At 71.7% G+C, this 24,118-nt stretch carries 20 protein-coding genes and 1 riboswitch; of the genes, 8 read left to right on the plus strand and 12 right to left on the minus strand.

The window, feature by feature from the left end; all coding sequences use genetic code 11:
* Positions 1 to 115: 115 nt before the first annotated feature.
* A complete protein-coding gene (locus tag AB0B72_RS20110) occupies positions 116 to 1,546 on the minus strand; it encodes a glycosyltransferase 87 family protein (protein WP_367740354.1) in 1,431 nt (476 codons plus the stop codon).
* A 92-nt stretch (positions 1,547 to 1,638) separates the two neighbouring features.
* On the opposite strand from AB0B72_RS20110, the gene AB0B72_RS20115 reads away from it, so the two are divergent.
* Positions 1,639 to 3,990: a hypothetical protein gene (locus tag AB0B72_RS20115; RefSeq protein WP_367740355.1), complete on the plus strand. Its 2,352-nt coding sequence runs from the start codon at positions 1,639 to 1,641 to the stop codon at positions 3,988 to 3,990.
* Here AB0B72_RS20115 and mptB read toward each other — a convergent pair.
* The 3 genes from mptB to AB0B72_RS20130 all read right to left on the minus strand — a co-directional run bounded on the left by mptB (position 3,890) and on the right by AB0B72_RS20130 (position 6,765).
* Entirely contained in the window at positions 3,890 to 5,407 is a 1,518-nt protein-coding gene (gene mptB, locus AB0B72_RS20120) for a polyprenol phosphomannose-dependent alpha 1,6 mannosyltransferase MptB (protein WP_367740356.1), read from the minus strand. The two genes, AB0B72_RS20115 and mptB, sit on opposite strands and share 101 nt — an antisense overlap.
* Before the next feature lie 253 nt (positions 5,408 to 5,660).
* On the minus strand, positions 5,661 to 6,410 hold the full coding sequence (locus AB0B72_RS20125) for a glycosyltransferase (RefSeq protein ID WP_367740357.1): 750 nt from the start codon (positions 6,408 to 6,410) through the stop codon (positions 5,661 to 5,663).
* Between the two features lie 4 nt (positions 6,411 to 6,414).
* A complete protein-coding gene (locus AB0B72_RS20130) occupies positions 6,415 to 6,765 on the minus strand; it encodes an STAS domain-containing protein (protein WP_367740358.1) in 351 nt (116 codons plus the stop codon).
* A gap of 222 nt (positions 6,766 to 6,987) precedes the next feature.
* Between AB0B72_RS20130 and AB0B72_RS20135 the strand changes: the two genes are divergently transcribed.
* Positions 6,988 to 7,440 carry a hypothetical protein gene (locus AB0B72_RS20135; protein WP_367740359.1) on the plus strand — a complete coding sequence of 151 codons (453 nt, stop codon included), beginning with the start codon at positions 6,988 to 6,990 and terminating at the stop codon, positions 7,438 to 7,440.
* A 314-nt stretch (positions 7,441 to 7,754) separates the two neighbouring features.
* On the opposite strand, the gene AB0B72_RS20140 is transcribed toward AB0B72_RS20135, so the two are convergent.
* From AB0B72_RS20140 to AB0B72_RS20155, 4 genes are all read right to left on the minus strand, one after another.
* The gene (locus tag AB0B72_RS20140; RefSeq protein WP_367740360.1) at positions 7,755 to 8,288 is read right to left on the minus strand and encodes a hypothetical protein; all 534 of its coding nucleotides are present in this window, start codon (positions 8,286 to 8,288) and stop codon (positions 7,755 to 7,757) included.
* Positions 8,285 to 9,406 (minus strand): helix-turn-helix domain-containing protein, encoded by a 1,122-nt coding sequence (locus AB0B72_RS20145; RefSeq protein WP_367740361.1) that lies wholly within the window; start codon positions 9,404 to 9,406, stop codon positions 8,285 to 8,287. The genes AB0B72_RS20140 and AB0B72_RS20145 overlap by 4 nt, the downstream gene beginning before the upstream one ends.
* Before the next feature lie 143 nt (positions 9,407 to 9,549).
* Positions 9,550 to 10,674, minus strand: a complete 1,125-nt coding sequence (locus AB0B72_RS20150) for a sensor histidine kinase (protein ID WP_367740362.1) — start codon at positions 10,672 to 10,674, stop codon at positions 9,550 to 9,552.
* Entirely contained in the window at positions 10,671 to 11,372 is a 702-nt protein-coding gene (locus AB0B72_RS20155) for a response regulator transcription factor (protein WP_367740363.1), read from the minus strand. Before AB0B72_RS20155 ends, AB0B72_RS20150 begins: the two co-directional genes overlap by 4 nt.
* A gap of 243 nt (positions 11,373 to 11,615) precedes the next feature.
* Between AB0B72_RS20155 and AB0B72_RS20160 the strand changes: the two genes are divergently transcribed.
* The 4 genes from AB0B72_RS20160 (at position 11,616) to AB0B72_RS20175 (ending at position 17,886) form a co-directional block, all read left to right on the plus strand.
* Positions 11,616 to 11,783: a hypothetical protein gene (locus tag AB0B72_RS20160; protein WP_367740364.1), complete on the plus strand. Its 168-nt coding sequence runs from the start codon at positions 11,616 to 11,618 to the stop codon at positions 11,781 to 11,783.
* Between the two features lies 1 nt (position 11,784).
* Positions 11,785 to 12,066: a DUF6412 domain-containing protein gene (locus AB0B72_RS20165; RefSeq protein ID WP_367740365.1), complete on the plus strand. Its 282-nt coding sequence runs from the start codon at positions 11,785 to 11,787 to the stop codon at positions 12,064 to 12,066.
* Between the two features lie 57 nt (positions 12,067 to 12,123).
* Positions 12,124 to 12,786 carry a YidC/Oxa1 family membrane protein insertase gene (locus AB0B72_RS20170; RefSeq protein WP_367740366.1) on the plus strand — a complete coding sequence of 221 codons (663 nt, stop codon included), beginning with the start codon at positions 12,124 to 12,126 and terminating at the stop codon, positions 12,784 to 12,786.
* 327 nt (positions 12,787 to 13,113) lie between these two features.
* A complete protein-coding gene (locus tag AB0B72_RS20175; RefSeq protein ID WP_367740367.1) occupies positions 13,114 to 17,886 on the plus strand; it encodes a glycoside hydrolase family 2 TIM barrel-domain containing protein in 4,773 nt (1,590 codons plus the stop codon).
* A 66-nt stretch (positions 17,887 to 17,952) separates the two neighbouring features.
* Here AB0B72_RS20175 and AB0B72_RS20180 read toward each other — a convergent pair whose 3' ends face one another.
* Together AB0B72_RS20180 and AB0B72_RS20185 are read right to left on the minus strand one after the other, a co-directional pair.
* Positions 17,953 to 18,405: an ATP-binding protein gene (locus tag AB0B72_RS20180; protein WP_367740368.1), complete on the minus strand. Its 453-nt coding sequence runs from the start codon at positions 18,403 to 18,405 to the stop codon at positions 17,953 to 17,955.
* A 120-nt stretch (positions 18,406 to 18,525) separates the two neighbouring features.
* Positions 18,526 to 20,421 carry a PAS domain S-box protein gene (locus AB0B72_RS20185; protein WP_367740369.1) on the minus strand — a complete coding sequence of 632 codons (1,896 nt, stop codon included), beginning with the start codon at positions 20,419 to 20,421 and terminating at the stop codon, positions 18,526 to 18,528.
* 102 nt (positions 20,422 to 20,523) lie between these two features.
* On the opposite strand from AB0B72_RS20185, the gene AB0B72_RS20190 reads away from it, so the two are divergent.
* A complete protein-coding gene (locus tag AB0B72_RS20190; RefSeq protein ID WP_367740370.1) occupies positions 20,524 to 21,087 on the plus strand; it encodes a methylated-DNA--[protein]-cysteine S-methyltransferase in 564 nt (187 codons plus the stop codon).
* A gap of 42 nt (positions 21,088 to 21,129) precedes the next feature.
* On the opposite strand, the gene AB0B72_RS20195 is transcribed toward AB0B72_RS20190, so the two are convergent.
* Positions 21,130 to 21,699, minus strand: coding sequence for an ABATE domain-containing protein (locus AB0B72_RS20195; RefSeq protein ID WP_367740371.1), 570 nt, complete (start codon positions 21,697 to 21,699; stop codon positions 21,130 to 21,132).
* 82 nt (positions 21,700 to 21,781) lie between these two features.
* Here AB0B72_RS20195 and AB0B72_RS20200 point away from each other — a divergent pair, with 82 nt between their 5' ends.
* A complete protein-coding gene (locus AB0B72_RS20200; RefSeq protein ID WP_367740372.1) occupies positions 21,782 to 22,723 on the plus strand; it encodes a DMT family transporter in 942 nt (313 codons plus the stop codon).
* Here AB0B72_RS20200 and AB0B72_RS20205 read toward each other — a convergent pair.
* Positions 22,683 to 24,014: a cytosine permease gene (locus AB0B72_RS20205; RefSeq protein ID WP_367740373.1), complete on the minus strand. Its 1,332-nt coding sequence runs from the start codon at positions 24,012 to 24,014 to the stop codon at positions 22,683 to 22,685. The genes AB0B72_RS20200 and AB0B72_RS20205 overlap by 41 nt on opposite strands.
* A riboswitch (TPP riboswitch) is annotated at positions 24,005 to 24,116 on the minus strand. It overlaps the preceding gene by 10 nt.
* Between the last annotated feature and the right edge of the window lie 2 nt (positions 24,117 to 24,118).

Raw genomic sequence — 24,118 nt, forward strand, 5'->3', positions numbered from 1 at the left:
GCACCTCGAACGGGGTCGGCTCGAACGGCGACAGGCCGCCGCACCTCGAACGGGGTCAGCTCGCTGCGGGGCGGCTCGCTGCGGCCGCACCTCGAACAGGGTCAGCTCGAACGGGTCAGGGCGCCGGCGTCGCGCTCCTGCGGGGCAGCCAGGAGCCGAGCAGCCAGACGAGGGCGATCGCCCCCAGGCCGAAGGCGTTCTGCACGATCTTGCCGGCGACCGGGCTGAGGACGGGGATCTCCAGCGCCTTGAGAGCCACTCCCCACCAAGGGATGGGCAGCACGTAATAGAGCCAGACGCCTGCGGCGACGAGCAGGCGAAGCCGGTCACGGCCCGACCCGGCGATCGCGGCGATCACAATCACCATCCAGGCGAGGTGGTGGATCCACGCCACCGGCGACAGCAGCACGGCCATCAGGCCGGTCAGCGCCACGGCGGTCGTCGTGTCGCCGCGGAGGAAGGCCCGGCGGGCCAGGCGGAAGCCGTACCAGCCGATGACCGCCACGGCCGCGAGCCACAGCAGCGACGTCAGCCACTCGGGCAGGTAGAGCCGCAGCAGCATGCCGCGCAGTGACTGGTTGGTCGTGGCGGCGTTCGCCCCGAGCCGCTCGGAGTCGAGCAGCGCCCCGAACCAGAAGTCCCGCGCGTCGCCGGGGATGACCAGGAACGGCAGGAGCGTGAGCAACATCGCCGTGTACGCGGCCATGAAGAAGGTGCGGCGCTGCTGCGGGTCCCCGTCGCGCCGCGAGAACCCGGTGACCGCCAAGTAGATCAGGAAGACGCCGGGAGTGAGCTTCACGGCCGTCGCCAGCCCGATCAGCATCCCGCGCGGCCACCAGGGCCGGCGGGCCAGGCAGTCGGCCAGGCACAGCGCGACGAGGAAGATGTCCACCTGGCCGAACCGGAACTGGTCCCGGATCGGCATGAGATAGGTGCAGGCGATCGTCACCACGGCGAACACCAGAGGCGCGGCGACGCCCCCGAGCCGACCAAGCACCCCCAGCCGCCCGAGCGACCCAAGCCACCCCGGCACCCCGAACCGCCCAAGCACCCCCGATTTCCCGAGCCTGCCGAGCGCTCCGTGACTTTCCGGCTCCGCCGTGCTCGCGCCTTCCCCTAGTCGCGCGCTCGCGGCCCGACGCCCCATCCGGCCGCTCCCGGACAAGCGGCCCGTACGGGCACCGTCAAGGAGGGGGCGGAAGGCGCAGGCGACTGTCGCCGCGAGGGCCGCGAGGAGGGCCGCTGTCCACACCCACTGCGCGACCGGCCACCACATGGCGCCCAGCGGCACGGCCAGCATCGCCGCCACCGGCGGATAGGTGAAGGGCAGGAGCTGCGGAGCCGGGGTGATCACGTCGTAGACGGGAAGGCCGAGCAGCAGGGCCGACCCGCCCGTACGGTAGACGTCCAGGTCCACCAGCCGCTGGTCCTGCGGGTTGGTGAGCCAGTAAGCGATCAGCGGGGCCGCCGCGGCGGCGACGGCCAGGAGAGCGAGCACCCACGCCCACGCGGGAGTTCTCGCCTCGGGCGTCGGGCCGGTCGTCATGACCAGGCAGGCTACCGTGGACCCTGTCCGTACCGCGTTCGATGACCTCGTCGATCATGTCGGCGATCGCCTGCCCGAGGAGCCCGCGAACCGTGCCAGCCCAGGCTTCTCCACGACGTCCCCAGCACCGGCACCGGCCCTGGCGCGGGCAGCGGTGCGGCCGGTCGCGCCGGCTCGGGGGCCGGCTCAGGGGCCGGGCCGGAGAGGGCCGTTCCCCGGTGGCGCTGGTGCCGGCGCTCCTCGCCTGCCTCGTGACGTGCCTTGCGGCCTGTCTCGTGACCATGGCCGCGCCCGCCGCGGCAGAGGCGCTCGGCCCCTCGGCCTCCGTCGCCTCCAGTGCTCGGCAGGCAGGCCCTGCGGGACGGGTCGTGGTGATCGGGGTGCCCGGCCTCCAATGGGACGACCTCGACCCGGCCAGGACACCCGCGCTGTGGCGGCTGGCGGCCGGAGGCGGCGCCGCGTCGCTGTCCACCAGGACCGTCCCTCCCGAGGGGCGGGCCACGACGTGCCCGGTGGCGGGCTGGCTGACGGTGTCGGCGGGCCAGCGGGCGGCGGCCGCCGGTACGGCCTGCACGCCGCCTCCGGACCCGGCCGTGGCCGCCGACGGGTCCACGACGGTCCCCGGCTGGGCGGCGCTCGCCGAGGCTCAGCGGTCGAGCCCCTTCCGGGCCCAGATCGGGCTCCTCGGGCAGACCGTGACCGCCGCCGGAGGGAAGGTCGCCGCGATCGGGCCGGGGGCGGCGCTGGCGGCGGCCGACGATTCGGGAAGAGTCCAGAGGTACGCGGCCTCCCCGAGTGAGCTCGCCGACCTCGGTCCGTACACGCTGGTGGTCGCCGAAGCCGGGGAGATCGGCCGGGCTTGGACAGACGCCGAAGCACGCGACGCGTCCGCCTCCGGCTCGGACATCGCCCCAGACGTGCGGCGGCAGGCGGTCGCCGCCGCGGACCGGACGGCCGGCGCGGTGCTCGCCCTGGTGCCCCCGGGCTCCACGGTGTTGCTGGCCGGCCTGTCGGACTCCGGCTCGATCGCCCATCTCCATGTGGCGATCGCCACCGGCCCCGGTGGCGCGGAAAGCGGGCGGGAGCCGTACCGGCGGGGGTTCCTGACGGCGTCCTCCACCCGGCAGGACGCACTCGTCACGATCACCGACCTGACCGCGACGGTCACGCACGCACTCGGGATCGGCACTCCGGACGGCGTCGTCGGCAGGCCGTGGCTGAGCGGCGGGGAGGCCCCGGAGGCGGCAGGCAGCGCCGTGACACGGCTCGCGGACGCCGATCTGGCCAGCCAGGTGCTCAGACAGGTCAGGGAGCCCTTCTTCGCCGTGCTCGTCGTGGCGCAACTGCTGTTCTACGGCCTGGCGGCCGTAGTGATCAGACGACATCGGCGGATGCTCACGGCGACACAGGTCGTGGCGGTGGTCAGCGGCGCCGTTCCGGTGTCCACCTTTCTGGCGCAACTCGTGCCGTGGTGGAGCCACAGCCACCCGATGGCCGGCCTCCTCCTGACGATCGCGGGCTTCGCCGGGCTGGTCGCGGGCCTCGGCTTCGCCGGCCCATGGCGGCGCCACGTGCTGGGCCCGCTGACGGTCGTCGCGGGAGTGACCTCGCTGGCCCTTCTCCTCGATGTCATGACCGGCTCGCGGCTTCAGGTCAACGCGGTGACGGGGTACGAGCCCGTGACGGGAGGCCGCTTCTACGGGTTCGGGAACATGGCCTTCGCCGCCTACTCGACGGGGACGATCCTGCTCCTCGCCGGGATCGCGCACGCGCTGCGTGCCCGGCGGCGGCTCGCGGTCGCCGTGTGCCTGGCGTACGCCCTGCTCGCGATCATGGGGGACGGCTGGCCCGCCTGGGGGGCCGACTTCGGCGGCGTGCCGTCGTTCGTCGTCGGGCTGGCGGTGTTCATGCTGATGATCACCGGCCGGAAAGTCTCCGCCGTCCGGCTCGGCCTCATCGGGCTGGCCGGTGCCGTGCTCATCATCGTGATCGCCGTCGTCGACTGGCTGCGGCCCGCCGACCGGCGGACCCATCTGGGGACGTTCGTGCAACAGTTGATCGGCGGCGAGGGTGGCTCGGTGGTGGGGCGCAAGCTCGGAGCCATGCTCCACACGCTCGGCAACCTGCCGCTGACGTTGCTTTCGCTGGTGGCGCTGGCGTTCCTGTTCCTCGTGCTGTCCCGGCCGTCCCGCTGGGGCGCGTCCGCGCTGAGCCTGGCCTACGCCCGCGCTCCCGAGTTGCGCGCGGGGCTCTTCGGGGCGCTGACCGCCGCCCTGGTCGGGTTCGGCATCAACGACTCGGGCATCGCGATCCCGGCGATGGCCCTCACCGTGGCCGTACCGCTCACGCTGGCCGCCTCCGTGCGCGCGCTCCAGCTCGCGCCGCCCACCACACCAGCGCGACCGTCAGCGCCAGTAGAAGCGACGGCACCACCTGCTCCCTGACCACGTCGACGAGCCATCGCAGATCGTACGGCTGCCCCGCCTGCCGGGCGGGAAGGTAGGCGAGCGAGAGCGCGCCCAGCCGGGCGACCATGAAGGCGTCCACCCCTGAGGCGGGGACGAGCGCGAGCAGGGCGAACGCCAGCCCGTCGTACCAGGGCAGCGCGTACGGCGCGGCGAACAGCCACGCGACCACGAAGGCGAGGGCCACGGGCGGCCCCTCCCGCGCCGCGACGCCGGACGGCTGCCGCCACGTCCCGGCCATGTCCCTGAGAGGGCCGCGCAGGAGGAGGACGGCGAGCGCCGCCATGAGAAGCAGCGAGCCCGCCTGGATCCAGGCTTTGTACGCCCCGGGGTGGAAGAGCTGCGCCGCCCCCTGGACCAGGTTCCACGGGCTGGCGAGCGACACCAGTTTGCTCGCGTTGAGCACCTGGTCGAGCGCGTGCGGCCCGGCCAGCCAGTAGGTCACGATCACGGTGACCGTCGCGGCGACGGCGACGAGGGCCAGCGTGCGGGGGCGCCGTCTCAGCTCCCAGGCTGTTCCCAGCGCGACCAGGCCGGTGGTGACCTTCACGGCGATCCCCAGCCCGAGCAGCGCCCCCCGCCGGGTGACCAGCCCGGCGACGACGAACGCGATCGCGAGGGTGTCGAGGTGCATCCCGGCCACGAGCTGGTAGACGAGCAGCGGGTTGGCCGTCCACAGGAGGGCCGCGCGACGCTGCCGTACGGGGTCGTCCCGGGTGGCGCGGTGCAGCAGCAGGCCGGTCGCGGCGAACGCGGCGGCGTTGACCAGCGCCATCACGAAGACCGTCAACCCGAGGGACTCGCCGCCGATGTGGCTCGCCAGGGCCTGGACGGCCGTCGCGACCGGACCGTAGACGCTGGGGACCGTCCGCCACTCCTCCACGGCGCCGATCACCGGATCGGCGGGCAGGTCGGCCGGCACCGTGACGTACGGATCGTGCCCGAGCGCCGCCTCCCGGCCGTAGGCGGCGTAGTTCAGATGGTCGGCGGAGCCGGACGGCGGCAGGAACGCGAGGATCCCGGCGGCCAGGCAGCCCAGGAGCACGAGCAGGCGCGCGGACGGCATCCGGCGGACCGACAGCAGCCCCGCGCCGAGACCGGCCGTCCCCAGGATCAGGGCGGCGGCGCCGAGCGCGACGACGAGATGGGCGTCCGGCGTCACGCCGAGCGAGTACGGCGGCTGCCAGGCGCTCCCGCTCCCCAGACCACCCGCCGAACCGGGCGTCAGACCGCTCCCCAGACCACTCGCCAGATCGGGCACCATCGCCGAGGGGCCGAGCAGGCCGATCGTGATCGTCGCGAGGACCGACAGCGTCGTCGCGACCACGCCCACCCAGGCGAGCGGTCCGCCGGACTCGCCGTGCGCCAGCGCCATGAGCTTCTCGACCGGCCTCATGAGCTTCCGGGCCGGAGCCGTGAGTTTCGCGACCGGCGCCGTAAGCTTCCCGGCCGGCGCCGTAAGCTTCCCGGCCGGCACCGCGAGCTTCCGGGCCGGAGCCGTGACGGATCGGGAGCGCGGCACGGGTGGACGGGGGACGCGGCCGTTCATCGCTGCCGGACCGGCCGTCTCCGCGTGCATCCTGGCATTCCACCACACGTACGGCGACCTTCCGGCCCCGCTCTCCTCGGGGAAGGGCGAGGCCGGCGCCTCATGGGCGGGTATGCGCGCGAATGCTTTCCAGCCCCTGCTTGACGACGGGCTCGCGGGCGGCCAGGGCCAGCCCGACGTCGCGGAGCTGCCGCGCCCTGTGCACCTGCGACCGCCAGTCGGTGCCGGTCGCCCGGTGGGCCATCGCGACCTCCACCTCGACCACGCGGAAGCCCTTCCTGAGCAGGTCCACGGTCATGCCCGTCTCGACGCCGAAGCCGTGCGCGAGCGGCCGGGCCGCCTCGAACGCGGCCCTCGTCAGGCATCGCTGCCCGTTGAGCGGCTGGGCCGGCTCCCAGCCGGTGAGCCGTTTGATGCCGTCCCGGGCCAGCCGTACGACCACGCCATGGCCACCCAGCTTCACACGGGTGGCGAAGACGGCGATGGTCGCATCGGCCTCGCCGGCGCGCACGGGGATGATCAGTGGCAGCGCGCCCCCGGCGGTCTCGCCGAGGTCGGCGTCGAGGAACAGCAGGTGCCGGGGCCTCCCCTCGTCGAGGAGGCGCACGGCCTCGGCCCCGCTCTCCAGGGCGGCCGCCTTCCCCCTGTTGCGGCTGTGCCGTACGACCCGGGCGCCGGCCGCCCTGGCCACCCGGCCGGTCTCGTCGGTCGAGCCGTCGTCGACCACGACCACGAGATCCACACCGGGCAGCTTCAGCGCGGCGGCCACCGTGACGCCGATCCGTTCGGTCTCGTCCTTGGCCGGGATCACGACCGCGGTGTCCGCCTCCGGCACCACCACGTCATCCATGCGTCTAGCCCTGCGGCTCGGCCGTGAGCAAATCGTCCGGCACGGTCTCGTGGACCGTGAAGACCGAGTCCAGTCCGGTGACCTGGAGGATCTTCCGTACGGCGGGCCTGGGCGCCGCCACCTCCAGGTTGCCGCCCCGCTCACGCAGCCGCTTGAGCGCGGAGAGCAGGACGTTCATGCCGGTGGAGTCGCAGAACTCCACCCCGGACATGTCGATGACCACCCGGTCCGGCGCTGCTTCCAGCAGGCGGGTGAACTCCGCCTGCAACCGAGGCGCGGTATATAGATCGATTTCGCCGAATACGGCCATGACGGCCTGACCGGCGTGGGACTGCGTCGCGACTTTGAGCTCCACGAGCCGCACACTAGCGCCGTCCCGGCCCGGGGTCACGTTACGCCGGAAACGCCGAAGAGTCGTCCGCCCTTTGTCCCCGATTCCGGCCCCATGGAAACGGCGCGTGCGCGAAGCTTGACGCTACGCGACGCCGGCTTGGCCGGACGGAGGGCCCGGAACCTCCGCGTCTTGGACGTCACTTCGTAAAGGAGGGCGGGCGCCGAGCACTGTGGGCCCGACAGCATGATGAACAGTGAAGTTCCCGAGGATCTCCAACGCCGGGCGCTACGCGAACAGCTGGAGATCATCCAAGTCAGGACCATGAAGGCGTCGTCGTGGCGTGCCGCCGCCGAACCGCTCAGGGCCCTGGTCAACCGCGAGGGGTACGTCCCGGTCAGCGCGAGGCTGGCGGCCGAGGACCTCGACTTCCTCGCCGAGGCGCGTGAGGAGCTGCTGGGCTTCTCCGAGCTTGGCCTGCGGCTGCTCGACCTCCATCAGCCGCGCGACGCCGGGGGCATCTCCAGCGACCCGGCCCACCCCATCCTCCGATGCCGGAGCTGCATGTGGCGGTGGCCGTGCCCGACTTTCCGTGCCATGGCCGAGGCGTTCGCCTATCGCGGCCGGGACGCCTCCGACGACCCGGAGCCGGCTGGCCACCCGTGGCGCGGCAGGCTCCAGCATCAAGGCGAGCCGTAACGACCACGTCCCGCCCGGGGCAGCCGTGACGACCTTCGTGAGCCGACCGGTCCCGAACGGCTGCCGCGTGTGACGCCCCGCCCCTCCGGGCCCCTCAGTGTGCCTATGACCGCTTGGCGGCGACGACCTCTCGTCGCCGCCTCCGGCTGCATACGCCCCTTTTGCGGCCGTGCATCCCTTGTTTGCACCAATCGACGATGTGAAGCAACCCCGCGCGCGGCGGCACATCCCGCCGAGGGCCCGTGACGCGCATCGAGTTCACCACCGTCCGGACCCCTTTGGCCTACCAGGTCAGACGCGTCTCATAGGGGCGACTACAGGTGCGCCTGGTTCGGCGGAATCCGAAGTCGTCTGCCTTGCTGCTCCATGAGTTGAAGCAACTTGAAGCCGTCGTTCCGGGTGCAGCATCCGTCAGTGACACCCTCACTGATCAGTTCTGCCGTGTCCCGCGTCACGATTCCGATCCGGCGGGCGTAGTCGCGAGCGTCGTGATCATCGGTGATCCAGTACGACCCTTCGTACTCCTTCCGATTACGGAGCACATGGATTGTCTGTGCTTCACCCAGATGCTTCAACGGCTCCTGCGGCGTTCCACCGAAAACGGCTCGCCGGACTCGTTCGATATGATCGACCTCGTCCGGATCGTCGATTTCGATCGGCTCCCCAAGCCAACCTGCTGTCGCTATCCCGCTCAAGGCGGGGTGGATGCGCGCCGAGCGGCTTGCTTCGTATGCGATCGCCTCAGTCCAGCGCCCACGGCCACGCAGGATCTGCTGCAGGAGCGGAAGGCTCGCCACGGATGCGAAATTGCACAACACCGTGTTGTCGGGAAACCAGTACAACGTCATGACGCGAGCGGGGAGTCCTCTCTCGGGTCACTGATGGCCTGCCTCAACACGGTCGTGTCCACACCGATCAAATTGGCGAATGGACGTAGTGTCGCCTTTCCCTCCGCATACGCCTGGAACGTGGTGCGCACCAGAGGAAGGGGGACCCGCGGATGGGATGTGTACTGGATCCACTCGCCCAGGAACTCGACGGCTCCTGCCAGCCCTGCGGCATCCCAGGCCGTCAACGCTCTGAAAGAGTCGCACGAACTCCGGTCGATCAGTTCGAGGTTGAACAGTCTCCAAGCGAGAGTGCTCGGGGAGACCCAGAGCCGGCAGGCAAACTCGGCGAAGGCCTCGCGTGTCCATGTCGCGCGCTCGGCCTCCTCGCGGAGCATCCGCGCCGGTAGGAGCAGTTCCGCGGCGAACGCGTTGGCGCGTATCTCGGAAGGCTTGCGCTTATGGTCGGAATCGTGGATGTCCACATCCACGCATACCTTCTGGTCATCCCCAGCAAGGAGGTGTCCCAGCTCGTGCGCAATGGTGAACCTCTGGCGTGCGGGGACTTCGGAGGTGCCGACCACGATCAGCGATGAATTCTCGTCAGCCCACGCCAACCCGTCGAAACCGTCGGGCAGGCGGCAGATTCCCACATCCACGCCGAACGCGGCCTCGACGGCTTCGGCCAGATCCCTTGTTCGCCAGAGTGTCACTCCCCGCTTTGACGCATGCTCAGCGGCCTGGACGGCCAGGTCGTGACCTTGGTCGACGCAGCGCGTTGACCGTCGGGTGGTTTCGAAGGTCGGCACCTGTTGCCGGTAGCCGAGGAAAGCGAGGTCCGCTCGTATCTGCGCAAGGCGTTCAGCTTCGCGGACGGCCCTCTCGGCTGACGTCGCGGGGGCCGAAGTGCGTGCGGCCATGGAAGGCGTGGAGGGATCAGCGCCGAGGATCCAGTCCACGGATACGCCACACAAGTCGGCGATTCTGGCCAGGTCCAGCGACGTGAATCTTCTGACGCCCGACAAGGACTTGGACATCTTGGATGCGTCCAGCCCCGTCTTGGCTGCGAATTCCGCTTGGGTGAGGCCGCTGTCCGCTATCAATTGACGTACTCGCGCCGCCGCGGTGTTCTCGGCCATGACCAAATACTATGCACCGGTTGCGAAAATCGCAAGACCAGGCGCCTGTGGCGTCGGTGGAACCGAGCCGCCTGGCCAACGAGGCGATGACCGTCCTGCCGGGATGGCCGTCCAGGCAGAGCGGCGGTCAGGCCGGGTGACAGTCAGGCGCTGGCGGCCAGGGGGAGGCGGATCTCGAAGCGGCAGCCGGGCCCCTCGTTGGCCACGCCGATCTCGCCATCATGGGCCTCCACGATCCCCCGGGCGATGGCCAGGCCCAGCCCGGCGCCGCGGTCGGGGCCGGGAGTCCTCGCGTCCTCCCCCCGGAAAGCCACGTCGAACACCCGCGGGAGGTCCTCCTCGGGGATGCCGCCGCAGCCGTCGAGGACGGACAGGCGAGCCGTCCCGTCCTCCGCGACCGCGCGCACCGAGACCCTCCCGCCCGGCGGGGTGTGCCGGATCGCGTTCACCATGAGGTTCCGTACGGCCCGGCTGAGCTCCTCGGAATCGGCGTTGACCGGCAGGGCCGCGTCGGCCTCCCCGGTGAGCTGGACCGGCTTCGCCCGGGCCAGCGGCTCCACGCTCGCCAAAGCATCGGCCAGGAGGTCCCCCAGCCCGATCCGCGCCCGGGACGGCGTGAGCGACCCGGCGTGGATCCGGGACAGCTCGAACAGGTCGTCCACCATGCCCGACAGACGGTCCACCTCCAGCCGGATCTGGGCGTGGTAGCGCTTCACCGTGTCCGGATCGTCCGCCACACCGTCCTCGAGGGCCTCGGCCATCGCCCGCATCCCCGCCAGCGGGGTGCGCAGGTCGTGGCTGACCCACGCGACGAGGTCACGCCTGGCGCTCTCCAGGGCCCGCTCGCGCTCCCGGCCCAGCCGCAGCCGCTCGTACGCCTGCTCCAGGGCGGCGCTGATCGTCTGCAGCTCGGCCGGCAGCGGCCCGTCCGGCGGGGTGAACCTCCCCGAGGGCGTCACGCCCTCCAGCGCGCTCACGAGGCGCCTGCTCGCCAGCACCACCCTTCTCGCGACGACCAGCGCGACGACGAGCCCGACGAGGCCGCCGATGGTCACGACGGTCAGCACGATGTCCTTCGGCCGGCCGTCGATGACCATGGCCAGGGTGATCGCGACGACTCCGCCGAGCGAGCCCACCACGGTCACCACGGCGACGATCGCGAGCATCACGCCGATCGACCGGCCGCGCACCACGCGCAGCAGGATGAGGCCGAGGCCCGCGACGGCCAGGCCCAGCCCGGCGGTGACGGCGATGATCTGGAAGATCATGTGAGCGGCTCGTAGCGGTAGCCGACGCCCCAGACGGTCACGATGCGCCTGGGATCGGTCGGATCCGGCTCGATCTTCTCCCGGAGCCTGCGCACGTGGACCGTCACCGTGGAGGAGTCGCCGAACGACCAGCCCCACACCTGGTCGAGGAGGGCGGCCCGGCTGAACGCCTGGCGGGGGTTGCGCAGGAGGTAGGCGAGCAGGTCGAACTCGCGCGCGGTGAGCGTGATCTCGGTGCCGCCCAGCCGGACCTCGTGCGCGCCGACGTCCACCACGAGGTCGCCGTCGCGCAGCACACCCGTCCCGGTGGGGCTGAGGGCCCCCCGGGCGCGGCGCAGCACGGACTGCACGCGCAGGGCCAGCTCCCGGGGGCTGAACGGCTTCGTCACGTAGTCGTCGGCACCCGTCTCCAGGCCGACCACCCGGTCCATCTCCTCCCCCAGGGCGGTCAGCATGATCACCGGAACGGGGGACCGTTCGCGCAGCTTCCTGCAGACCTGAAGGCCGTCCATCTTCGGCAGCATGAGGTCGAGCACCAGCAGGTCCGGCGGGTCGGCCAGGGCCCGCCGCAGCGCCTCGGCGCCGTCGCCCACGCACTCCACCTCATGGCCGTCACGCTCCAGATAGCGGGCGACGACCTCGGCGACGGTCGGGTCGTCGTCGACCACGAGGACGCGGGCGGGAGGGTTTCCACTCATCGGGCATCGGACTCCTCAGGAGGCACACCCCCACGGTATGGCCACGCCGAGCCCGCTCCGATGCCCGTCATCACACCGTAAGAGGCACGGGCCACTCATGCCCAATCGGCATGATTCACGTGAAACGCAGGCTGCGCGTGGAAGGCGCCCGGTGAGGTGGACGGCTCACCGGCCCTGCGAACGTTTCGGCATCACCTTTCGATCAAGCTCGCGGTTGTCGGTCGCGCCGCGTACCTTGTGGTTATGGCCCGTACCGCTCTCGCCGTCGTGGGAATCATCCTCGCCATCTGGCTGGTGTTCGGATTCGTGATTCCCGCCTTGTTCGCGACGCTGAAGTTCCTGCTGCTGTTCGCTTTCATCGCACTCGTCGTCGTCGCAGCGATCACCCTCATCGGGAAGCTGTCGCGCTGACATGAGCGCCGTCCAGGCCGTCATCGGATCGCTCGCCTGGCTGCTGGCCGGGCCGGCGGCCGGGTCCTCCGGGCCCGGCCTGCTGGCCATGCTCGGCATGGCCGGTGTCGCGGTCCTGTTGTTCGCCTGGATGCTCGGCCGGCTCGCGGGGACCCTCGCGACCGAGCCCGCCCCCGCCGGCCGGACCTACCGCGACCATGTGGTCTTCGTCAGATCCCGTGATCCGGGTACGGCAGGCCGTCCCAGACCCAGAGCCCCATCGGGAAGCCCGGCGCTCGCCTGATCACCCGTTGATCACGAGCGCCTTCGTCATGTCCTCACCCAGACGAAAGGCTTCCCCATGCCCGGCTTCGTGCTCTCCGCCGCCTACGACCTCGTCCACTCCCTCAGCGACCTCGCCGGTGCGGGGCTCGCGATCGTCCTGTTCACTTTGGCCGTACGGCTGCTGCTGCTCCCGTTGAGCATCCGCGTGGCCCGCGCCCAGCGGATCCGGCTGCGCCTCGCACCGCAGGCGGACAAGCTGCGCAAGAAGTGGAAGAACGACCCGCAGCGCCTGATCCGGGAGGTCAACGCCCTGTACGCCGCGGAGGGCGCCTCCCAGTTCTCCGGCCTTTTGCCCTCGTTCGCGCAGGCGCCGTTCATCATGGTGACGTACCGGCTGTTCACCTCCGCGGTCATCGCGGGCCATCCCAACCTGCTGCTCGGGCAGGGCGTGCTCGGCGTTCCCCTCGGCGAGCACGCCGGTGCGGTGCTCGCCGGCGCCGGGCTGTGGAGCGCCCCCGCACTCGTCTTCCTCGGGCTGTTCGCGCTCCTCGTCGTGGTGGCGGGGATCACTGCACGCCGGGTCGATCCCGCGGCGCCCATGCGGCGGGTGCTGGTCGTGCTGCCGTTCGCGACGGTCGCGGCCGCGACGGTGCTCCCGCTCGCGGCCGGTGTCTACCTGCTCGTGTCGTCGGCCTGGACGACCGCGGAAAGGGCCCTGCTCTACCCTCGCACCGCGTAACCGGGGCGCTCCGGCCCGGCATCCGTCGTGTGCCCGGGCTCCGCCCGTGATTCGCCGTCTCGGCACCCCGACGCCGCGACGGCCGATGACGGTCATATTCGCTGGTCAAGGCGCGTTTCCATTGCCGGGGCAGGCCCTTCCACGGCTTCTCCACCAGCGAACGAATGCACCTATGCCGCAGCAGACGTCCGAAAGGACGCTTAAGGCGCATAAACGGAGAACTTGTACCTCGAAACGTTTCGATGTTATGTATCTGCAGATGTCACTTCTTGTCAGCCCGGCCAGTTAGAACGTCACAGGAACCGCCCAACGTCCCCCGGAGTGGCGATGTCCCTTCGTTCCCGCCGTCTCGCCAGGTCCCGCGGATGCGCCGTCGCCGTCCTCACGGCCCTGGCCCTCATCCCCGGCGCCCTGCCGACGTCCCCCGCAACAGCGGCGTCCCTCTCAACCGCATCGCCGACGCCGACCGAGTCGCCCACACGAACAGAGTCACCGGCGCCGTCCCCCACACCGACACCGTCACCGTCGGCATCACCGTCGGCGTCTCCGACCACCGGCGCGACGGACCCGACGACGCCGGTCTCTCCGGACGGCGGCCCGGCCGACGCCGCCGCCGTCTACCGCTACCTGGAGAACCCCCAGATGCTGGGCGAGGGGCAGCAGCCCCAGCACAGCGTGCTGCGGCCGTACGCGGACACGCGCGGCGCGGCCGGGGACTCGGCGGAGCACAGCGCCCGCTCGCCGTGGATCGCCTCGCTGAACGGCGAATGGCGGCTGAACCTGTACAACCGCCCCGACGACGTGCCGGCGGACTTCCACTCGGCCGGGTACGACGTCTCCAAGTGGCCGAAGGCCTCGGTGCCGCACACCTGGCAGTCGGACTTCATCGACCACCCGATGTTCCGCAACGTCCCCGAGGAGATCTGGCCCGACGACCCGCCCCGGGTGCCGCACGACGTGAACCCGACCGGCGCGTACGTCCGGACCTTCGACGTGGCCGAGAACTGGTCCGGCCGGCGGGTCTTCCTCCGCTTCGAGGGCGTCACCAGCGGTTACTTCGTCTGGGTCAACGGCCGCTACATCGGCTACGACCAGGGCGGCTACACGCCGGCGGAGTTCGACGTGACCTCCGCGCTCAAGCCCGGCGCCAACCGGGTGGCCGTCCAGGTGCACCGCTGGGGCTCCGGCTCCTACCTGGAGGACTACGACCAGTGGCGGTACAGCGGTATCTTCCGTGACGTGTGGCTCTACGCCACGCCCCAGACCCGGCTGCGCGACGCGTACATCACCACCGACCTGGACGCCCAGTACCGCGACGCGACGCTGACGGCGCGGGTGGACCTCGACCACGCCGCCGCCGGCGCGGCCGGTCGCTACACCGTGCGCGGCACGCTGGTCGACCGGCGTGGCACGAAGGTGACCACCGTCGAGGGCCAGGCGGACGTCGCGGGCGCCACCGCCCGCACGACCCTCACCGCGCAGGTGACCGGCCCCGCCAAGTGGAGCGCCGACGCCCCGAACCTCTACTCCCTGGTGCTGGAGCTGCTCGACCCGCAGGGCAAGGTGGTGCAGACCACCTCCCAGGCCGTCGGCTTCCGTGAGGTCGAGGTGCGGGACGCCCAGGTCCTCGTCAACGGCAAGCGAATCCTGATCAAGGGGACGAACCGGTCGGAGACCGATCACGACACCGGGCGGCACGTGAGCCGCAAGGCCATGATCCGTGACGTGGAGCTCATGAAGGGCCTGCACATCAACGCGGTCCGCACGTCGCACTACCCGTCCGACCCGTACTTCTACGACCTGGCGAACCGCTACGGCCTGTGGCTCGACGACGAGGTGGACATCGAGACCCACGCGCACGAGTCGTGCCCGTCGGTCTGCCTCGCCTCCAAGCCCGAATGGCAGGCGGCCTTCGCCGACCGCTTCCAGGCCATGGTCCAGCGGGACAAGAACCACCCGAGCATCTTCATGTGGGACACCGGCAACGAGGCGGGCCTCGGCACGGCGCACTTCGCCATGGCGGAGTGGGCCGACGCCAACGAGCCCACCCGGCTGCTCTACCACCAGTCCAACGACCCCAACGGCGACGCGCCGTACGCCGATGTGTGGGGGCCGCGCTATCCCACGCCGAGCTACGTCGAGTCGATGGGCAAGACGGCGACCCGGCCGGTGATCTTCGGTGAGTACGCCCACGCGATGGGCAACGGCCTGGGGAACTTCGACCAGTTCTGGAGCCTCGTCCGCCGATATCCCTCGCTGCAGGGCGGCTTCATCTGGGACTGGGCCGAGGCGAACATCGGCCAGCCGCTCGTCTTCACGCCCGACTCCTCACGCAACAACATCCAGACGTTCCTCGTCGGCAAGCCGGAGCCGGCCCCCGGCCACCGCGGCCAGGCCGTACGGCTGTCGAGCCTGGACGACTTCGTCGACGTGTTCCGCGACCGGAGGCTGGACATCGCGGGCACGGCGGTGACCCTCGACGCGTGGGTCCAGCCGGGGGCGTGGGCGGGCAGCTTCCCCATCCTCACCAAGGGCCAGGCGTACGGCCTGGAGATGCGTGACGAGCGCACCCTGCAGTTCGGCGTCACAGCGGGCGGCGGCCGCACGACTGTCAGGGCCGCGGTGCCGGCCGACTGGTACGGCGGCGTCTGGCACCGGGTGACCGGCGTCTACGACGGCGCCGCGCTCACGCTGTACATCGACGGGAAGCAGGCGGCGACCGCGGCCAAGACCGGCGCGATCGACCCCGGCCTGTACGAGGTCCGCATCGGCCACAACGCCGAGACCCAGCAGGACAACTTCGGGGGCGCCCGCATGGGCCGGGGCCTCGTGGACGACGCGCGTGTCTACGACTCGGCGCTAACCGCCGGACAGCTGTCCGCCGGCGACGACCCGGCGTCGCGCGCGGTGCTGGCGCTCGACTTCGACCGCTTCGACCGGAAGGGCGACTTCCTGAGCCTCGGCCGCAGCCTGTCCGGTACGGACGGTCTCGTGGGCTCCGACCGCTACGTGCAGCCGGAGACCGCCGAGATGGCGTGGGCCCAGGCTCCCGTCCGCTTCACCGGCGCCAACCCGTCGTCGGGCCGCGTGCATGTGCTCAACGAGGAGCCGGCCACCACGCTCGACTTCACGGTGCGCTGGTCGCTCCAGGAGGTGGACCGCACATTGCGCTCCGGCACCCGGGACGTGCACCTCGGCCCGGGCCAGAGCGTGGACCTCGACTTCGGGGCCGCGCCGGCCAACCCGCAGGACCGGCAGCGATGGCTCCAGGTGCAGGCGATCCCGATGCGGCGGCCGAGCTGGGCGCCGCAGGGCTACCGGTACGGCTGGAACCAGTTCTCCGCCGGCGGCCGGATCGTCCCCGGCGTCATCCCGCCAGGCGACGGCGCGACCGGCCCCACGCTGCGGCGTGACGGCACCGGTGTCACCGTGTCGGGCAAGGGCTGGACGTACCGGTTCGACACGGCCACCGGCACGCTCACGTCCATGGACGCGGGCGGGCAGCAGTTGCTGCGTACCGGCCCGGAGCTGGACGCCTACCGGCCGCCGACGAGCAACGAGACCTACGACTGGGGCGTCGCGGACCGCCTGATCTGGCATCAGGTCGGCCTCGACCGGCTCCGTACGCAGGTCACCGGCGTGGAGACGTCGACGGCCGACGGCGCGGCGGTCGTCGACGTGCGCAGCACGGTCGCGGCCCCCGGGGCCGAGGCGCTGCTGTCGTTCCAGCAGACGATGCGCTACCGGATCGACGGCCAGGGGACCGTCACGCTCCAGCACCGGGTCGTCCCGCAGGGCTCCCGGCTGGGCGCCCTGCCGTACCTGCCGCGCGTCGGCGTCCAGGTCAAGGTGCCGGCGTCGATGAAGAAGTTCACCTACTACGGCAAGGGGCCGCAGGAGACCTACAACGACAGGCAGAGCGGCGCCTTCACCGACGCCTGGAGAAGCGACGTCGACCGCGAGTACGTCCGCTACTCCCGGCCGCAGGCGTACGGCAACCACACGGCCGCCCGGTGGGCGACGCTGAACAACGGCAAGGCGGGGCTCCTCGTCGGCCGTGCCGACGGCGACATCGACGTCAGCGTCACGCCGTACGACGAGCTGGACCGCGCTGAGTACGACTTCCAGCTCCCGCTGGTCCGCAACGACGGGTGGGTGACACTGCACGCGGAGGCCGGCGAGACCGGGATGGGCGAGACGCCGAACTCGGTGCAGGAACCGTTCCGCGTGCCCGCCACGAAGACCCAGGACTACACGCTCACGCTCCGCCCGCTCACCGCGAAGGAGGTCCACGCGGGCGGGGTCGTGGACTCCGAGGCCGCGGCGCCGTGCCCGCCCGACGCCGCCGTCACGAGTGACGGGAACATCCGGCCCGGGCAGGCCGAGCAGGTCACGGTCACCGTCTCCGCCCGCTGCGCGGGCGGTGTGAGCGGGGTCAGGGCCGCCCTGGCCGTGCCCCAGGGATGGACGGTGACGCCGGCCTCCGCCGATGTGGGGCAGGTGGCCGCCGGAACGCCGGGGAAGGCCGTCTTCTCCGTCACCGCTCCGGCGGGCACCGACTACGGCGACTACGGGCTGACCGCCACCGTGACCGGCACGTCGGCGGGCTTCCCGTTCAGCGTGACGGCGGCGGGTTCGATCCGCGCTCCGCTCGCGGAGGGGTACGCGTGGGTCAGCGACATGCCGTACACGGCGCCGGAGAACGGCTGGGGACCGGTCGAGAAGGACCAGAGCAACGCCGAGCAGCCGGCCGGCGACGGCAGGAAGCTCACGATCGGCGGCATCACTTACGACAAGGGCTTCGGCGCGCACGCCGTCTCCCGGATCGTGGTGGACCTCGGCGGCCGGTGCACCGCCTTCCGTGCGGACGTCGGCGTCGACGACGAGACGGGCGTCAACGGCTCGGTGGCCTTCGAGGTGTGGGTCGACGGGCAGCGCAAGGCGGCCACCGGCGTCCTGACCGGAGGCGGAGGCGCGGAGGCGCTGTCCGCGGACGTCAGCGGCGGCGAGCAGATGGAGCTGCGGATCACCGACGGCGGCGACGGCGTCGGCAACGACCACGGCGACTGGGGCGGCGCGCGCCTCGCCTGCGCCTCCTGACGTGAAATTCAGCCGGGCCGGTGACGGCCGGTCCGGCTGAGGGTCAGCTCGGCCGGTGACGGGCGGTCATCCCACCTCACGCAGGGCGGGAATTCCGGTCGCACCGTTCCGACTGTTTCGGCCTTCCCATGCGGCGGTGACGACGGCCCAGACGGTGGTCGAGTGGTCGTCGTGCCGGACTCCCCATCGGTCCGCCAGATACTCCACGATGCCCAGCCCCCGGCCGCCGAGAGAGGAGAGCGTGGGGCGGCCGGCCCGGGGCTCCGTGTGCGCCCCGCCGTCGCTGACGGCGATCTCGATCTGGGTGTCCGAGCAGGTCCAGGCCACCTGCAGGTGACCGCAGGGCAGGGGATGCGCGTGCCGGAGGGCGTTGCTCAGCAGCTCGCTCATGACGAGGACCACGTCGTCGACGGAGGAGTCGATGAGGCCGGCGGCGAGCAGTTCGGCACCGAGGCGCTGACGTGCGGCGGCGACGCTCGACGGTGCGTACGGCAGCATCACGACGCTCGACGCACTCACCTCCCCGACTCTGTTCTCCCAGAAGGAGATCAGCCCCACTAGGACCGAAATGCCCCGTTCGATCCACGGGGAAACCGTGCTCCGATCACAGCTTGTGCACATTGGACAATAGATCAGCTCTTAGGAGGTGACGCCGTTACCACTTCGGTGTGTCGCTTCGGATAGGGGAGCGACGTCCAGGACGACCCGCATGCGGGTGCCTCCGCCCGGCCTCGGCAGCGCGGTGACGTCCCCTCCCTGGGCCCGCGCGAGGCTGCGCACGATGTAGAGGCCGAGCCCGACGCCGCCGAACCTGCGCCGGTCGCCGCTGTCCGCCTGGACGAACCTCTCGAAGACACGCTCCCGGTCGGCGGACGCGATGCCCACCCCCTCGTCGTCGACCACCAGGACCACCTTCGCGTCGTCACGGCTGGCGGCGACCCGGATCAGTCCGCCGTCGGGCGAGTACTTGAAGGCGTTCTCCAGCAGCTGGCCGAGCAGGATCTCGGTCGCCAGCGGGTCACCGTACACAGGGGGGAGCCCGGGCGGGATGTCCACCTCGACGCGGTGCCGTTCGGACAAGGCGGGCAGCCCGAGCGTGGCCACCCGGACGAGCGCCGCCAGGTCGACGACCTCGACCCGCACCTTGAGCTCGTCGGCGCCCGCCCGGGCGCCGAGCAGCAGGTGGTCCATGAGCCGCCCGAGCGAGCGGGCACGCTCGGCGATGGTGTGGACGGCGGCCCGGCGCTCCGCGTCGGACAGGGCCTCCCAGCGGGAGTCGAGCGTGCTGGCGAACCCGTGCACGATCGTGATCGGCGTGCGCAGCTCGTGGCTGGTGGTCGCAAGGAACAGGTCCTTGGCCTCCTCCAGCTCCTTGGACCGGGTGACGTCGCGGAAGTCGACGACGATCTCCCCCGTCTCCCTGATCTCCGCGCGGAGCACGTCGAGCCAGCGTCCCGAGGGGAGCTGGAAGGTCAGCTTCTCCCCCGGCTCCGGCACCGGGAACGGCGGCGGGCCGCCGATCACACGGTCGGCGGGCAGGCCGGTCAGCTCGGCCGCCGCGGGGTTCCACTGGGTGACCCCGCCCGCCCCGTCGAGCACGGCGATGCCGTCCGCGCTGGCGTCGAAGACGGCCCGCTCGTGGGCGCGCTGCCGTACGGCGTCCTGGTAGGCCATGGCGTTGCCGACGGCGATGCCGGCGTGCCCGGCGAGCAGTTCGAGCAGCTCCAGCTCCAGATGGCCCGCCTTGCCGCGGCCGAACATGGCGTAGAGCGCTCCATACGGGCGGCCGCCGACCGCCGCGACACCCACCGCGATCGTGTGCAGCCCGGGGACGCGTGCCCAGATCAGGTCGCGCAGCTCTTCGCTGCCGGTCTCCAGCAGGACGGGCTTGCCGGTGCGCAGCAGCTTGCCGACCAGGCTGGTGCGCAGGTCGGCCGTGACGCCCCGCAGCGCCTGGGGGAGGCGGTGGACGGCGACCAGCCGCAGCCGGTCCCCTTCGATCATCGCGATGCCGCCGGCGTCCGCGCCGGTCAGCTCGGTGAGGCTGGCGGCGATCCGGTCGAGCACGACCGGCAGGTCCAGCTCGGCGTTGATGTCGCCCACGACGTCGGTCAGCCGCCGGACCAGCCGGGCCCGGCGCGTGGCCCTGCCCTGGGCGGCCTCGTCGTCCTCCGCCGCGTGGTAGACGCTGACGTAGCCGAGCAGCGCGCCGTTCGGCGAGCGCAGCGCGCTGGTGTCGACCCTCAGGTCGAGCAGCCCGCCGTCCCGCTGGAAGCGCTTTGTCCACAGGGACGCCCGGCCGCCGGCCCGGACGCGTTCGAGCACGGCGTTGTGCTCGGCCACCAGCTCGTCCGGCACGATCGGCGCGCGCCTGCCGAGCAGCTCGGCCGCGGGCCAGCCGAACAGCCGCTCCGCCGCGCCGTTCCACGTCAGGACGGCCTGGTCGCGGTCCACGGCGACGATCGCGTCGGGGGAGGACGCGACGACGGCGCGGGCGAGGCTGCCCTCGTCGTCGTCACCGCTGAAGTCACCCACGTCACCATCGTGCCGTCTTTCACCTTTTGATCTTGGGCTTTTCCGCCAGCTCGCGGCGGCTCCGATACGCTGCCCCCAGGGGAGCGAGAGGAAGTGGGGCCGATGTCCACCGGGGACCTGGAAGCCCTGCTCCGCATAACCTCCCCCGGGTATGTCGGGGAGGCGCCTCCCGACATCGCCTTCGGCACCACCGACACGCCGGTCGGGCGGCTCGTCCTCGCGGTGACCGCGCGGGGTGTCGTGACGTGCAGCTACGACGACGAGCACGCCGTCTTCGCCCGCGTGTCCCGGGCGCTCGGCTCGTTCATCGGCCCCGACCCACGCCGTCTCGACCCGGTGCGGCGCGAGCTCGACGCGTACTTCGCGGGCCGCCTGCGAGCCTTCTCCACCCAGGTGGACCCTCAGCTCTCCAGTGGTTTCACCCGGACGGTGACCCAGATGACCCTCGCCGTGCCGTACGGGAGCGTCACCACCTACCGGGACCTCGCCGAGCGGATCGGGCGGCCCCAGGCGGTCCGCGCCGTGGCCAACGCCCTGGCGGGCAACCCGGTATGCCTGTTCGTGCCGTGCCACCGCGCCGTGGACGGCCCCGGCTCGCTCGGCGGGTACGCCGGAGGAGCGGCGGCCAAGGAACAACTGCTCCGCCTCGAAGGCGCGCTCACCTGACCGTCCCGGGTGGGGACCCGGGAACCGGCCGGGTCCGCGCCCTCAGCCCCCGGCCGCGCGGGGTGATGGCGGCCGGTGGCGTGAGCGGAAGGCCGCGGCCTTCTCGCGGTTGCCGCACTCGCGCATGTCGCACCAGCGGCGCGAGCCTCCGCGTGAGGTGTCGACGTAGAGGCGGGTGCAGATCGGCCGCTCACACTGGCGCACGCGCGCGGCGTCGGGGCCGCCGAGCAGGCCGGCCGCCGAACGCGCGATCGAGGCCAGTGCGTGCCCCAGATCGCCGGTACGGCGCAGCCGCAGCCCCTCGCCGTCCTGGACGAGCGCCGGCGTGACCGGGAGACCGGCGGCCAGCTCGTTCACCAGCGCCACGTCGCCAGGCTCGTGGTCATGGCCGCGCAGCGGCGCGACCCCGAGACGGTAGACGGCCTCCCTGAGCCGCAGGGCCAGGCGATGGGCGTCCTCGTCGACGGCCGGAGGGAGGTCCAGCAGCCCGGCCGCGACGACCCAGGAGGCGAGCAGGCCCGGCGTGCCGAGCAGCTCGACCCGCTCGTCGTCCCTGTGCCCGACCGTGCCGGCGAAGTCAAGCGCCAGGTTGCCGCTCCAGAACGTGAACACCCTTCAACCATAACCGCCTTGACAGGTTATTCGCAGCCCTCCATCGTGGTAACCGTCTTGGGCGGTTATCGGAGGTGTGCGCATGACGATCGGGGAGAGCGTGGGAGTCGCGGAGCGGCCCCGGACGGAGGGGGCGAGGCGGCTCGCGGAGGCGGCGACCCCCGGGACGTTCGTCGTGCTGTGGAGCAGCGCCTTCATCGCGGGAGTGATCGGCCTGGGGGCCGCGCCCCCGCTGCTGCTGACGCTGTGCCGGTTCGCGCTCGCCGGCATGCTGCTGGCCGCCGTGGCGCTGGTCACGCGCGCGCCGTGGCCCCGGGGCCGGGCGCTCGGGCACGTGGTGGTCGCCGGGCTCCTGCTGCAGGCCGTGCAGTTCGGCGCGTTCTACACGGCGATGTCGCTGGGGGTCACCGGAGCGGTGGCGGCCCTGGTCCAGGGGCTGCACCCCGTGCTCACCGCGCTGCTCGCCGTGCCGCTGCTCGGTGAGCGGGTGAGCAGGCGGCAGGCGATGGGCTTCGCGCTCGGAGCGGCGGGCGTCGTCCTCGCCGTCGCGGAGCGGATCTCGTCGGTGGGAGGCGGGGTGCTGCTCTGCGTCGCGGGCCTGCTGGGGCTCAGCTTCGGGACGCTCTACCAGAAGCGGTTCTGCCCCGGCATGGATCTGCGCAGCGGCCAGGCCGTGCAACTGCTGGCCAGTGTGCCGTTCATCGGCGTGCTCACGACCACGCTGGAGCACCCGGCGGTGACCGCGTGGGGACCGTTCGCGGGAGCCGTGCTGTGGCTCGCGCTGGTGAACTCGATCGGCGCCTTCACCCTGCTCTACCTGCTCCTGCGCAGGTCGCAGGCGAGCCGGGCGAGCAGCCTGTTCTTCCTGACGCCGTCGGTCACCGCCCTGATGGCCTGGGCGCTGCTCGGGCAGCCGCTGAGCGCGCTCACCGTCGCCGGTCTCGCCGTCAGCGGCGCGGGCGTCGCCCTGGCCACCCGCACCGTCAGGCCGGCTCCCGTCGCAGCAGCCCGATCAGCATCGTGAGCAGGGCCGACACGAGGAAGGCGGCGAGCGCGGCGTTCATCCACGGCTGATGGGCGAAGCCGATGCCTTCGCGAACGCCGGTCCACAGGTGGTCCCACCAGCCGACGGTGGGTGTCGCCGTGACGATCCAGTACGCGGCGAACCCGAGGATCCAGGGCACGACCATGAGCCACCGCGACGGGGCGTCGTCGGCGGTGTTCCAGCGCGATGCGCCCCCGAGCAGGAAGTACTCGACCACGAGCACGGCGAACATCGGGACGAAGACCGCCCCGATCACGCTGAGGAAGGCGGCGTAGGAGTTCACGTTGACGAACAGCGCGATCACGACGGTGACGAGGCCGATCGCGACGGAGATCACCCGCCGGTCCATGCGCGGCGCCAGGTTCTGGATCGACACCGTGGTGGAGTAGACGTTGGCGAACGACTGGTCCGCCTCGCGCAGCACCAGGATGCCGAAGAACAGGGCCCCGAGCGGCGCGGCGACGAAGGGGTCCCACACCTGCTTCGCGTCGTTGCCCACCAGCGCGAGCGCGGCGATCCCGAGGGCCAGGCAGGCGACCTGGGCGATCGTGTAGCCGCCCACCACCCCGCCGAAGGCGGCGCCGCTGGAGCGGGAGTGCCGGGCGTAGTCGGCCGCCATCGGCACCCAGGAGACCGACAGCGCGATCACGTAGTCGACGGCGGGGGCGAACGCCTCCCACGAGCCGCCCGCGAGGGACGGCCCGCGGCTGAACAGGGCGACCGACAGCCAGATCATCGAGACGACCACGCCGGCGGTCACGTAGCGCCGCAGCAGCCGCACCGCGCCGAGCGGCCGGATGGTGAGCGCGATCGTCACCCCACCGGCCAGGACCACCCATACGCCGTACGGCACGGCGGTGCCGAACACGGCCCGGGCGCCGGTCGAGATGACCCACAGCTCGAACGCCCCCCAGCCGATCATCTGCACGATGTTCAGCACGGTCGGCACGTACGACAGGCGGGCGCCGAACAGGCCCCGCAGCAGCACCATGGCGGGCCGGCCCGTCCGGACCCCGGGAATCGCGGCCAGGCCGACCATGGCCGTCCCGATCAGGCTGCCCACCACGGCGGCGACGACGGCCGCCGTGAACGTCAGCGGCTTGCCGCCGAGCGGGTCGAGCAGGAAGAGCGCCCCGGAGAAGCCGAGGAGGCTCACCCCGAGGTTGGCCCAGAACGCGCTCTGGTCGAGGACGCCGAGGGTTCTGGGCGCCTTCTCGTCGAGGGTGAGGGGGACCTCCGCGTGGGCGGGGTCGACAAGGGCAGAGGTCATCACACGCTCCCTACGCCGGCATTACCCGGACAGGTTCATGCGGTCGGCAGTGGATCAACTGCCCTCTCAGCCCGGTGTCCCCGAGCTCCCGCGTTGGATTTCAT

It is taken from the genome of Microbispora sp. NPDC049125 (assembly GCF_040802045.1).
Classification (GTDB): domain Bacteria; phylum Actinomycetota; class Actinomycetes; order Streptosporangiales; family Streptosporangiaceae; genus Microbispora.

Excerpts from the sequence above, each read along its gene's own strand:
- AB0B72_RS20110 (WP_367740354.1), bottom strand. The coding sequence starts at position 1,546 with ATGACGACCGGCCCGACGCCCGAGGCGAGAACTCCCGCGTGGGCGTGG.
- mptB (WP_367740356.1), bottom strand. The coding sequence starts at position 5,407 with ATGAGGCCGGTCGAGAAGCTCATGGCGCTGGCGCACGGCGAGTCCGGC.
- AB0B72_RS20125 (WP_367740357.1), bottom strand. The coding sequence starts at position 6,410 with ATGGATGACGTGGTGGTGCCGGAGGCGGACACCGCGGTCGTGATCCCG.
- AB0B72_RS20135 (WP_367740359.1), top strand. The coding sequence starts at position 6,988 with ATGATGAACAGTGAAGTTCCCGAGGATCTCCAACGCCGGGCGCTACGC.
- AB0B72_RS20140 (WP_367740360.1), bottom strand. The coding sequence starts at position 8,288 with ATGACGTTGTACTGGTTTCCCGACAACACGGTGTTGTGCAATTTCGCA.
- AB0B72_RS20145 (WP_367740361.1), bottom strand. The coding sequence starts at position 9,406 with ATGGCCGAGAACACCGCGGCGGCGCGAGTACGTCAATTGATAGCGGAC.
- AB0B72_RS20150 (WP_367740362.1), bottom strand. The coding sequence starts at position 10,674 with ATGATCTTCCAGATCATCGCCGTCACCGCCGGGCTGGGCCTGGCCGTC.
- AB0B72_RS20155 (WP_367740363.1), bottom strand. The coding sequence starts at position 11,372 with ATGAGTGGAAACCCTCCCGCCCGCGTCCTCGTGGTCGACGACGACCCG.
- AB0B72_RS20160 (WP_367740364.1), top strand. The coding sequence starts at position 11,616 with ATGGCCCGTACCGCTCTCGCCGTCGTGGGAATCATCCTCGCCATCTGG.
- AB0B72_RS20165 (WP_367740365.1), top strand. The coding sequence starts at position 11,785 with ATGAGCGCCGTCCAGGCCGTCATCGGATCGCTCGCCTGGCTGCTGGCC.
- AB0B72_RS20170 (WP_367740366.1), top strand. The coding sequence starts at position 12,124 with ATGCCCGGCTTCGTGCTCTCCGCCGCCTACGACCTCGTCCACTCCCTC.
- AB0B72_RS20175 (WP_367740367.1), top strand. The coding sequence starts at position 13,114 with ATGTCCCTTCGTTCCCGCCGTCTCGCCAGGTCCCGCGGATGCGCCGTC.
- AB0B72_RS20190 (WP_367740370.1), top strand. The coding sequence starts at position 20,524 with ATGTCCACCGGGGACCTGGAAGCCCTGCTCCGCATAACCTCCCCCGGG.
- AB0B72_RS20200 (WP_367740372.1), top strand. The coding sequence starts at position 21,782 with ATGACGATCGGGGAGAGCGTGGGAGTCGCGGAGCGGCCCCGGACGGAG.
- AB0B72_RS20205 (WP_367740373.1), bottom strand. The coding sequence starts at position 24,014 with ATGACCTCTGCCCTTGTCGACCCCGCCCACGCGGAGGTCCCCCTCACC.